Origin of the sequence: Rhodoblastus sp. (assembly GCF_019449565.1) — a bacterium.
Classification (GTDB): domain Bacteria; phylum Pseudomonadota; class Alphaproteobacteria; order Rhizobiales; family Beijerinckiaceae; genus Rhodoblastus.
The window spans coordinates 1-9,663 of sequence record NZ_JAGRPM010000022.1 but is presented as its reverse complement, the minus strand read 5'-3'; the positions used below and the strand labels follow the sequence as shown (position 1 = coordinate 9,663).

The 9,663-nt window shown below is 63.0% G+C and carries 10 protein-coding genes; 4 read left to right on the top strand and 6 right to left on the bottom strand.

All coding sequences use genetic code 11. The annotated features are described in order from the left end of the window. Positions 1-44: 44 nt before the first annotated feature. Together QZ409_RS04830 and QZ409_RS04825 are read right to left on the bottom strand one after the other, a co-directional pair. Positions 45-1,499 carry a GntP family permease gene (locus QZ409_RS04830; protein WP_296707526.1) on the bottom strand — a complete coding sequence of 485 codons (1,455 nt, stop codon included), beginning with the start codon at positions 1,497-1,499 and terminating at the stop codon, positions 45-47. A 20-nt stretch (positions 1,500-1,519) separates the two neighbouring features. Beyond that, positions 1,520-2,569 (bottom strand): patatin-like phospholipase family protein, encoded by a 1,050-nt coding sequence (locus QZ409_RS04825; protein WP_296707444.1) that lies wholly within the window; start codon positions 2,567-2,569, stop codon positions 1,520-1,522. A gap of 342 nt (positions 2,570-2,911) precedes the next feature. Between QZ409_RS04825 and QZ409_RS04820 the strand changes: the two genes are divergently transcribed. Both QZ409_RS04820 and QZ409_RS04815 read left to right on the top strand, forming a co-directional pair. Beyond that, positions 2,912-3,583, top strand: coding sequence for an HAD-IB family hydrolase (locus QZ409_RS04820; protein WP_296707443.1), 672 nt, complete (start codon positions 2,912-2,914; stop codon positions 3,581-3,583). Between the two features lie 187 nt (positions 3,584-3,770). Further along, positions 3,771-3,935: a Flp family type IVb pilin gene (locus tag QZ409_RS04815; RefSeq protein WP_296707442.1), complete on the top strand. Its 165-nt coding sequence runs from the start codon at positions 3,771-3,773 to the stop codon at positions 3,933-3,935. A 62-nt stretch (positions 3,936-3,997) separates the two neighbouring features. Here QZ409_RS04815 and QZ409_RS04810 read toward each other — a convergent pair whose 3' ends face one another. Next, positions 3,998-4,243 carry a hypothetical protein gene (locus tag QZ409_RS04810; protein ID WP_296707441.1) on the bottom strand — a complete coding sequence of 82 codons (246 nt, stop codon included), beginning with the start codon at positions 4,241-4,243 and terminating at the stop codon, positions 3,998-4,000. 399 nt (positions 4,244-4,642) lie between these two features. On the opposite strand from QZ409_RS04810, the gene QZ409_RS04805 reads away from it, so the two are divergent. Continuing rightward, on the top strand, positions 4,643-6,556 hold the full coding sequence (locus tag QZ409_RS04805) for a PQQ-binding-like beta-propeller repeat protein (protein WP_296707440.1): 1,914 nt from the start codon (positions 4,643-4,645) through the stop codon (positions 6,554-6,556). An 87-nt stretch (positions 6,557-6,643) separates the two neighbouring features. Here QZ409_RS04805 and QZ409_RS04800 read toward each other — a convergent pair whose 3' ends face one another. After that, positions 6,644-6,793 (bottom strand): DUF3096 domain-containing protein, encoded by a 150-nt coding sequence (locus QZ409_RS04800; protein ID WP_296707439.1) that lies wholly within the window; start codon positions 6,791-6,793, stop codon positions 6,644-6,646. Positions 6,794-7,010: 217 nt separating this feature from the next. Between QZ409_RS04800 and QZ409_RS04795 the strand changes: the two genes are divergently transcribed. Beyond that, positions 7,011-7,385, top strand: a complete 375-nt coding sequence (locus tag QZ409_RS04795; RefSeq protein WP_296707438.1) for a phage holin family protein — start codon at positions 7,011-7,013, stop codon at positions 7,383-7,385. Between the two features lie 35 nt (positions 7,386-7,420). On the opposite strand, the gene QZ409_RS04790 is transcribed toward QZ409_RS04795, so the two are convergent. Together QZ409_RS04790 and QZ409_RS04785 are read right to left on the bottom strand one after the other, a co-directional pair. Continuing rightward, complete coding sequence (locus tag QZ409_RS04790; RefSeq protein ID WP_296707437.1) at positions 7,421-8,461, bottom strand: trypsin-like peptidase domain-containing protein; 1,041 nt, start codon at positions 8,459-8,461, stop codon at positions 7,421-7,423. 131 nt (positions 8,462-8,592) lie between these two features. After that, positions 8,593-9,315: an FCD domain-containing protein gene (locus QZ409_RS04785; protein WP_296707436.1), complete on the bottom strand. Its 723-nt coding sequence runs from the start codon at positions 9,313-9,315 to the stop codon at positions 8,593-8,595. Positions 9,316-9,663 lie beyond the last annotated feature (348 nt).

Below are 9,663 nucleotides of genomic sequence, written 5' to 3'. Positions count from 1 at the left end.
TCGAACCCCGTTTTAGCGGATTCAGGATAAGGCTGCGGGCGCCTTCAGAACGAACCGACAAGCGAGCCAAGCACGATCACCACCACCAGCGCAATGATGGCGCCGAGAATGCCGACCATGAAAATGTCCTTGTAGCTCGCGCCATGGCTTGAGCCGCAGACGGACAGCAGCGTGACCACCGCGCCATTATGCGGCAGGCTGTCGAGCGTGCCGGAGCCAATCACGGCGACGCGATGCAGCAACGCCGGATCCATGCCGATCTGGGCCGCGCGCTGGAGATAGGTCGCGCCGAGGGCGTCGAGCGCGATGGTGAGCCCGCCCGAGGCCGATCCCGTGAGCGCGGCTAGCGTGTTGGTCGCCACCGCCAGCGACACCAGCGGGCCGCCGCCAATGCCGAGCACGGCGTCGCGCACCACGCTGAAGGCCGGCAAAGCGGCGACGACGGCGCCGAAGCCCACCAGGCTGGCGACGCTGATCGCCGGCAGAGCCGAGGCGTTGACGCCCGCGTCCATGGTGGCGCGCAGATTTGGAATGCGCCGCCAGTTGAGGGCGAGAACGGTCAGGATCGCCAGGGTCAAAGCGGTCAGCACCGACCACACGCCGGTGACGGCGGCGGGCGAAACTCCGCCCCATTCCGGCTTCGCGAGGAAGCTCAGGTCGAGGCGCGGCAGCACGATCAGCGACAGGACGACATTGACGAGAATGACGACCACGATCGGCGCGGCGGCGACCGCGAAGGACGGGCGCGTCTTGGCGATCTCGCCATGGGCGATTTCGGCCGGATCGAACTCGTGCGAGGCGGTGGCCCGCTCGCGCAGGGTCTCGTCACTGGCGAGGTCGCCGGCGGTCCTGGTCGCGCCATCGCCGAAGCCTTCGCCACGGGCGTGCGCCGCCGCCTCCTCGCGCGCCAGCCACCACAGGCCGAAGCCCAGCATGATGGCAGAGGCGATCACGCCGAGGCCCGGCGCCGCGAAGGGCGTCGTGCCGAAGAAGGGCATGGGAATGGTGTTCTGGATCGAGGGCGTGCCCGGCATGGCCGACATGGTGAAGGTCGACGTGCCGAGCATGATCGCCGCCGGCATCAGCCGGCGCGGAATGCTCGCGACCCGGAACAGGTCCTGCGCCATCGGTGCGATCACGAAAAAGGCGACGAACAGGCTGACGCCGCCATAAGTGACCACCGCGCCGCCGAGCACCACCGCCAGAATGGCGCGCTTGGTCCCGAGCTTTTCGGTCATATAATCTGCGATCGCCGAGACCGAGCCCGTGTCCTCCATCAGCTTGCCGAACAGGGCGCCAAGGAGAAAGAGCGGGAAGAACTGCGCCAGAAAACCCGAAGCGCTGCGCATAAAAGTCTGGGTCCAGTGCGCCAGCAGCGGTTCGCTCGAAAAGAAGGCCGCGACGATCGCCGCGATCGGCGCAAGCAACAACACGCTCCAGCCCCGGAAGGCGAGCCAGATCAGAAGGCCGAGGCCGGCGAGGATGCCAAGAAGGCCGATGACGACAGGCAGGCTCACGATCAGCACTCCGCGAGAAGAACGTCGAGATCGGCGGTGGCCCGTTTTCCAAGGTCGTCACCATGCTCGGCGAGGAATCCCTCCGCCGTCTTGCGGCCCTCCTCTTTGAGCAATTGCAGGAAGGCGCCCTCGGCGTTGAGCTTGGAGGTGGCGCCAAATTCCTGGAGCTTGTCCGTCACGATGCGGTGGGTGCGCATTTCCGCCCAGCGGCGGCCTTCGCCGCTGCCGGGATCGGCCGCCTGCCGCAGCAGCGCGATCATGCGCAACTCCTTCAGCAGCGGGGCATTGAAGGAGATTTCGTTGAGACGGTCGAGGATTTCGCTGGCCGTGCGCGGCGTCTCGCGGCGTTCGCGCGGATTGATCTGCACCAGAATCACATCGCTGGCTTCGCTCTCGCGGACCAGAGGCGAAATGGTCGGGTTGCCGGCATAGCCGCCATCCCAATAGGGCTCGCCGTCGATCTCGATCGCCTGGAACATGGTCGGCAGGCAGGCGGAGGCGAGCAGGACATCCGGCGTAATTTCCTTGTTGCGGAAAATCCGCCCGCGCCCGGTGTGGACATTGGTCGCGGTGATGAACAGCTTGATCGGCGCCTCGTTGAGATGGGCGAAATCGATACTTTCCTCAAGCAATCCCCGGATGGGGTTATGGCCCATCGGATTGAGATTATAGGGCGAAACCAGCCGGCTCATGAGGTCCAGCATGATATAGCCGGGAGAGGTGTCGAGCGACCAGCGGTTCAGCAGGCGATCGAGCGGCGAGCGCTGGATCGGGCTGAAGCGAGCGGCGTCCGCGACGCGGCCCCAATAGGCGTCCAGCGCCTTGCGGGCGCCCGCCGCCCCGTCCTGCATGAACCCGCTAACCAGCACGGCGGCGTTCATCGCGCCCGCCGAGGTGCCGGAAATGGCTTCGATTTTCAACCAGGGCTCTTCGAGCAGCCGGTCCAGCACGCCCCAGGTGAAGGCCCCGTGCGAGCCGCCGCCCTGCAAGGCGAGATCGACAAGAACATTTTCGCGCGCAGCTTCGACCTGACGTCCGGTTTTAACTGCCATGCAAGCCCCAATGCTAAAATAGGAAAAATGATCTGGTTACAGGACCCATCCGGGACCGGTCCGATGACTTTCGCAGAGGCGGCCGCATGTGTGCAACGCACCAATCTACCTCAACTTTTCGCAGTCGCCGCCGTTTCCGTCAACCGGAAACGCCATTTGGCCTAGATCCAGCGGCTTTTAAGGCCCAATGTGGCGAGCAAACGCCCGACAATCGCCTTTCGCCATAACAATCCATCAATAGTTGAATGCTAAGAGCTGAAGCCGAAATCCGGAAACGCGCCGGACGGCGTCGTCAACGGCTCTGCCGGCCTTCCGGCGAAATCGCACCAAGAAATGACCGCTGTGAGCCGAGATCTTGCCTTGTTCGATTTCGATGGCGCGCTGACCCGCCGCGATAGCCTGCTGCCCTTTCTCCGGGAAGCGATCGGCCCGCTGGCCCTGGCCCGCGCGCTGGCGGCAAGCTCGCCCTGGCTCGCCGGCCACGCCTTCGGCCTGACCGGCAATGACGACGCCCGGGAGCGCCTGCTCGCCGCCGCTCTTGGCGGACGCGACATCGAAGATCTCCGCGCCGTGGGCGCCGCGTTCGCCCGGGATGGCGTTCCGCGCCTGTTGCGCGAATCCATGATGGCGGAGGTCCGGCGGCGGCGCGACGAGGGCCGGCTCTGCATTCTGGTCGGCGCCTCGCTCGATCTCTATCTCGAGCCCTGGGCCAGCAGCGAAGGCTTCGACCATGTGATCTGCTCGCGGCTCGCGCTCGACGCCGAGAGCCGGGCGACCGGCGCGCTCGCCGGCGGCAGTTGCCGAGGGCGGGAGAAGGTCAGGCGAATCTACGCATGGCTTTCCGCCCAGGGCGCGATCGGGCAAGGCGGAATCGGACATTGCGCCGCCTACGCCCGGTTCGCCTCCGACGCGCCGATGCTGGACATGGCAGACGAAGCCTTTTGGGTGGACGCCGCGGGAGCCCCGAAGCCCGCGCCAAAGCCCGCGCCAAGATCGCCAGCTTCCGCCGCTTGAACAATGGGAAGGCTGGCCCGCCTTTTATCGCGCGACCGGCGTCAATCTTTCATTTTGGATACGGCCCGTTAACCCGGTCGCGCGCTTTCGATTAAACTCGCTCGCATGTTTTCGCACTAAAAGAGTCTCCCATAGCCAGCGCGCGACACAGAGTGCGTACCGGCAGGAATTTCAGGGAGAACTGATTATGCGCAGACTGATTTCGAGCTTCCTCGGCAATGAATCCGGAGCGACCGCCGTGGAATATGGACTGATCGTCTCCTTCATCGCTTTGGCCGTCATCGCGGGGTTGAGGACAGTCGGAACCAATCTCAACCTCAAATTCACCTCGGTCTCAAACGGCTTGAACTAGGCTTCGCCTTCTGGAAGCTTGGCGGCTCCAGCGCCATGCGCAGGAAAGCGCGAGCGCGCTTTTCAAAAATGATCGCGGTCGATTCGGTCGGCGCGGGACGCAAGTTTTTCTCCGCGCTCGCTGCGGAGCTGCCCCGCGTCGAAGGTCGCGCCGTGCGGGCCCGTGACGCTTCTGACGATGTGCCCATTGATGGTGAGCGCCCGCGCATGCACGAGGGCGCCATCGAAGGTGAGGCAGGAAGCCGAACGGGACTCGGCTCGCCGCGTGACGCTGTAGTAGTTTACATGCCAACCAGCCATGTCGATCACCTGTTTTTTCGCAGCACGACCAGCAGCGTAGCGGCGCCTCGTGGCGGGCCTGCGGCGGGAGGATGGCAATTTGGGCAATTTGGGCGATTTGGACGACGCGCCAGTCCGGGGGGCGACATTTTGAAATGAGGCCTCCCGCCGCCGCAAGTTTGACACAAGTGCGGGCGATCATGATCTCAATTCCAAGGCGAGCTCGGATGTACAGCCGCCAAGGAGGCAGCCCCGCACGGTGAAAACCGATTGCGGGGTTTATCGTTTCTCGCCCATGCCGTCGAATTTTCAGGCCGTCGGATTGGCTGCCGCAGCCCTGGCTCCTATGGTTCGGATTCAGTTCCAACCTTGCTGGCGTGGCCTTGGACCATCGAGGAACAAGCACAGGGCGGCGAAAGGCGTGTCCCTATGTCCATATGCTATATTCATGGCGCCTTTTTCCGCCCCTTCGCCAGACCAGGCGACGGCATCATGCCCTCGCTGGCGAATATGCTCTTTTCGCTCGGTCTCGCGGCGTCAATCACCCTCGCCTCTGCTCATGGCGCCGCCGCCCAGTCAAGCCCGTCGCCGGGAGCCGAAGACATGCTGTTCGAGCAGAATTGCGCCGGCTGCCACGGCAATCCTGCGACCCGCGCTCCCGCCCGCGCGTCGCTTCAAGCGATGTCGCCCAATTTCATCGTCGAGGCGCTCGCCAATGGGCTCATGAAAGCGCAAGGCGAGAGCCTTTCGTCGGACCAGCGCATCGCGTTGGCGGAATTCCTGACCGGCAAGAAAATCGGGGCCGAGGCTCCGATGGCGGGGCGCTGCAAGGACCCGACGCCGTCATTTTCGCCCGACGGACCGTCTTTCAATGGTTGGGGCGCGAATGTCGAAAATTGGCGGCTCCAGCCGCAACCGGGCGTCGCCGCGGCGCAACTCGGGCGCCTTGAGCCGAAATGGGCGTTTGGCGTTCCGGGCGTCGTGGCGATGTTCGGCCAACCTTCTGCCGTGGGAGGCCGCGTTTTCTTCGGAGCCCAGAACGGCCACGTCTATTCGCTCGACATGCAGTCGGGTTGTTATTTCTGGGATTACACGGCTGGCGCCGGCGTGAGGACAGCCGTCACCCTGGGCCAAATCGCCGGCCGGGACGCGGCATTTTTCGGCGACCGCCGGGGACGCGCCTATGCGATCGACGCGGCGACCGGCGAGACCATCTGGAAAGTCACGGCGGATGACGACACGGCCGTCCAGATCACCGGCTCGCCAGTGCTGTTCGAAGGACGGCTCTATGTGCCGATATCGGTGGGCGACGACAGCGCCGCCATCAATCCCAAGTTCGAATGTTGCCGCGGCAGGGGCGCGATCGTCGCGCTCGACGCGGCGACCGGAGCGCTGGTCTGGAAGACCTATACGCTCCCGCAGGCGCAGCCGCAGGGCAGGAACGCGATCGGAACCCAGCTGTTCGGTCCGTCGGGCGCTTCGATCTGGGCGTCGCCAACGATCGACGCCAAGCTCCGGCTCTTATATGTCGGAACCGGAGACAATCACTCGGCCCCCGCAACCACGACCAGCGACGCCGTCCTCGCCATCTCGCTCGATACTGGCGACATCGTCTGGTCGCGCCAATTACTGGCTGGCGACATGGGAAATGGCGCGTGTCTTTCAGCCGATAAAACCAATTGCCCTGAACCACATGGACCCGATTACGATCTTGGCTCCTCCGCCAATCTGATCGCGCTTGGCGACGGCAAGCGCCTGCTGACGATCGGGCAGAAGTCTGGAATTGTCTGGGCGCTCGATCCAGACGAGCGCGGGCGGATCGTCTGGCAAAGGCGCGTTGGAGCGGGGGGCCCGCTGGGCGGCGTCCAATGGGGCGTCGCGACCAACGGGAAGGCCGTATATGCGGCGGTGTCCGACCTCGCGATCATTGATTTGGCGCTCGGACAGCCGCTTGTGCTTGACCCGAGCAAGGGCGGCGGGTTGCACGCGCTTGAGGTTGCGACCGGCGACGTGCTGTGGAGCGCGCCCCCAGCAAAAGCCTGCGGAGAGCGAAAAAATTGCAGTCCGGCGCAGTCGGCCGCCGTCACCGCGACGCCGGATTTTGTCCTGTCCGGCTCCGTCGACGGTCACATCAGGGCCCATGCGCCCGCCGATGGGCGTCTATTGTGGGATTATGACATGGTCAAACCGTTCGAGACCGTCAATCGCGTGGATGCACGCGGCGGATCGCTGGATTCTGGCGGTCCAACGATTTGTGGCGGAATGATTTTCGTGAATTCGGGATACGGACTTTATGGCGGCGAGCCCGGCAATGTGCTGGTCGCTTTCGCGCCTCGCCCCTGAAAGCCCGCACTCAATCTGCCGGAATTGCGGTTTTCGACCTGCGCAGCATTGCCGCCGGGGCTTAAGAGCGCGGCAGGAGTGAAAACGTCATCGGACAAATCCGAGACCGATAATTCCGGACAGGATAAGGAAGATGGCCACGATATAATTCAGGAACCGGGGCGCGATGAGGATCAGAACGCCTGCCGCCAAGGAAACGATTGGCTGGAGATGAGTAATTCCTAAAGTGACGTGCATATTCAGGCGCTCCAAACCGGTCAGAACCGACTCAGCCTTCTATATGGCAATTCCGGCTTGTCGAAATCAATCCAAGGCCATTCCTGACCAATAACGAGGAGTTCGCCACCTGGCTGCGGGCGCTTGCGCTTTAACGGCAGCTACGGAATGGCGGCTTGTTGATCGTAGCCAGGGGCGATAGACAGAACTAAGCACAACACGATCGAGGACCACGCCAATGATCGGTTTCCTCTTGCGCGCGACGATCGTCGGCGTCGGCCTTTGGCTTGCTTCACGGCTTGTGCCGGGCGTTGAAATTCGCACGACAGCAGCCCTGATCTGGGCGGCGCTGCTGCTGGGGCTCGTCAACGCCGTCATCAGGCCGATCCTTGTCATCCTGACGCTGCCGATCACCCTTCTCACGCTCGGGTTGTTCCTGCTGGTCGTCAATGGCCTGATGGTCGAACTGGTCACCGCGCTATTGCCGGATTTCGTCGTCCACGGTTTTGGCTCGGCGGTCCTGTGCGCGCTCGTCGTCAGTCTGACCAGTTGGTTTGTTTCCTGGTGCATTGGCCCGCGAGGCAAGTTCGAGGTGGTGATCGTCCGGCGTTGAACGCCAGAGACAGCGCGATGGTCCGCTTCGCGCCGTCAGGCCCGTCGCTCGACGGGCGCAATCCAGACCCGGCGCTTTTCGCTTCGACGCAAAAAGTCGATCGAGCAGACACGCTGAAGTTTTTCCGCGTCGAGATGGCGCACCAGATCGCTCGCGCCCAATATTGTCGCGCCATCGATGGCCAGGATCATATCTCCGGTCATCAGGCCAGATTGGTCGGCCGGCCCCTGCGATTCTACCTGGGTCAGAACGGCGCCGGTGTTTTGCGTGAGTTCATGTCGCAAGATGAGGCGCCTCGGCAGAATATGCGTCGCCGCGCCAACGCCGATATAGGCGCGACGGACGCGTCCATGACGAATGATTTCGCCAAGAACGAATTCGGCAGTACTCGAAGCGACGGCAAAGCAGATGCCTTGCGCCCCGCTGATGACGGCCGTGTTGACGCCGATCACCTCGCCAAGCGAAGAGACCAGCGGGCCGCCGGAATTGCCCGGATTCAATGCGGCGTCGGTCTGGATGACATCCTCGATCATGCGGCCGTTCTTTGAGCTGAGCGAGCGGCCCAGCGCCGAAACGATTCCCGCCGTCACGCTGGCGTCAAAGCCCAGCGGATTGCCGATGGCGACCACCAACTGCCCGCGCCGCAAGACTTTGGAATCGCCAAGGCGCGCCGCCGGAAAAGTCGCGTTTTCTTCAATGCGCGCGAGCGCCAGATCCGTATCGAGATCGCGGCCGAGAATGCGAGCCGAAAACTTGCCGCCGTCAAGCGTCGAGACCTCTGCCGTTTTGGCGGCGTCGACGACATGCGCATTGGTGACGACGAGCCCATCGGGAGAAACCAAAAACCCGGAACCGGAGCCAATTCGTCGGCCGTCCGCCCGCCGCGTATCGAGCCGAACGACGCTCGGCCCAACCGCATCGACAATAGAGGTCACGGCGTCGGAATAGGCGTCGAGCATGACGCGTTCTCGCGCAGCCGCGTTGCCCGGCGTCGTTTCGTCTTCCGGGCGCGACGCCGCCTCTTCGCCGAGGCTATGGCTCTCGTCGAGGCAGAATTTCAGGGAATGATCGAACATGAACTGCATATGGGCGGAGTTGGCCCCGCCTTCAAGGCGCGCTCTTTTGGGCAGCCCATAGCAACGAAGCTAAGGGTTCCTTCGAGCCGAATGCTGCGGTGCAATTATGCAGGCATTTGAGGCGATTTCGGTCAACGACTCTTTTCGAGTCCCTGCGGCTCAAGCGTGGTGCGCAGAACCGTCAGCGTCCGTTCGATATGGTCCATGGTGAGTTGGCACGCAAGCTCGGCATTGCGGGCGAGCGTGGCGTCGAAAATGGCGCGGTGCTCGGCATGGACGTCGCGCGGAATCGTGCGCTTGGATAGGGCAATGCGGCGGTAACGCTCGGACTGTTGAAAGAGCAGGCCGATCATATGATGCAGCCAGCGCGATGGGCACGCGGCGATCAGCGCGTGATGAAATTCGCGATTGCGCGCCTCGAATTCGCTCAGCGACCCTGCGGGGTCTTCTGCGAGGCGCTCCTCGACCTTGGACAGCCGGTAAAAGGTGGCGACGATCTGGCTTTCCCAGGCCTCGTCGCCAACCGCGATCGCCTGCCGCAACGCCTCGGTTTCGAGCAGCTTGCGCACCTCGGTCAGATCGCGAAAATCCTCGAGCGACGCGGGCGCGACGCGAAAGCCGCGCTGCCCCTCGGAGGTCACCAGCGCCTCGCCGAGCAGGCGCGTCAGCGCCTCGCGCATCGTGCTGCCGCTGATGTTGTAGCGCGCCCGCAATTCCTCCGTCCGAAGCTTTGCGCCCGGCTCATAGGCGCCGTCGAGAATCTCGCGCCGCAAGGTCGCATAGGCGCCCTCGACGAGCGTCCTGCCGGCCTTCGGAACGATTTCCCGATCATCCTCGGTCCTGTCGATGGTCATGCCCTGTCGCCCTTGCAAATGAATCTCGGCTAGCACCCATTATAACGGTGAAAACCACGTTTGTGGACTGTTTCTAGGAATTAGAGATATATGTGAAATATCGACATAAAAGGACATATCCTAAAAATATCGATATTTATGTTGACTGTCGTTTTATGGCGGTCTAAAAAACTGAAAATCAAGAGCGAGGCGCCAGTCAAGAGCGCTCCTGTTGATTTCCGTTTGGAACTGACCCGGGATTTTCACTGAGAAGTGACCCGCCTTTTTATGTTCCTGCGGTCAGGTTTTGGTCAAGGCATTGGCTTTCTCCTTTCGTCCTTTTGCGGTTGCGGCGCTGGCCTTGAAGCG

What these genes read in the sequence shown, in the direction of transcription:
- QZ409_RS04825 (WP_296707444.1), bottom strand. Translation starts at nt 2,569, where the DNA reads ATGGCAGTTAAAACCGGACGTCAGGTCGAAGCTGCGCGCGAAAATGTT.
- QZ409_RS04815 (WP_296707442.1), top strand. Translation starts at nt 3,771, where the DNA reads ATGCGCAGACTGATTTCGAGCTTCCTCGGCAATGAATCCGGAGCGACC.
- QZ409_RS04805 (WP_296707440.1), top strand. Translation starts at nt 4,643, where the DNA reads ATGTCCATATGCTATATTCATGGCGCCTTTTTCCGCCCCTTCGCCAGA.
- QZ409_RS04800 (WP_296707439.1), bottom strand. Translation starts at nt 6,793, where the DNA reads ATGCACGTCACTTTAGGAATTACTCATCTCCAGCCAATCGTTTCCTTG.
- QZ409_RS04795 (WP_296707438.1), top strand. Translation starts at nt 7,011, where the DNA reads ATGATCGGTTTCCTCTTGCGCGCGACGATCGTCGGCGTCGGCCTTTGG.
- QZ409_RS04790 (WP_296707437.1), bottom strand. Translation starts at nt 8,461, where the DNA reads ATGTTCGATCATTCCCTGAAATTCTGCCTCGACGAGAGCCATAGCCTC.
- QZ409_RS04785 (WP_296707436.1), bottom strand. Translation starts at nt 9,315, where the DNA reads ATGACCATCGACAGGACCGAGGATGATCGGGAAATCGTTCCGAAGGCC.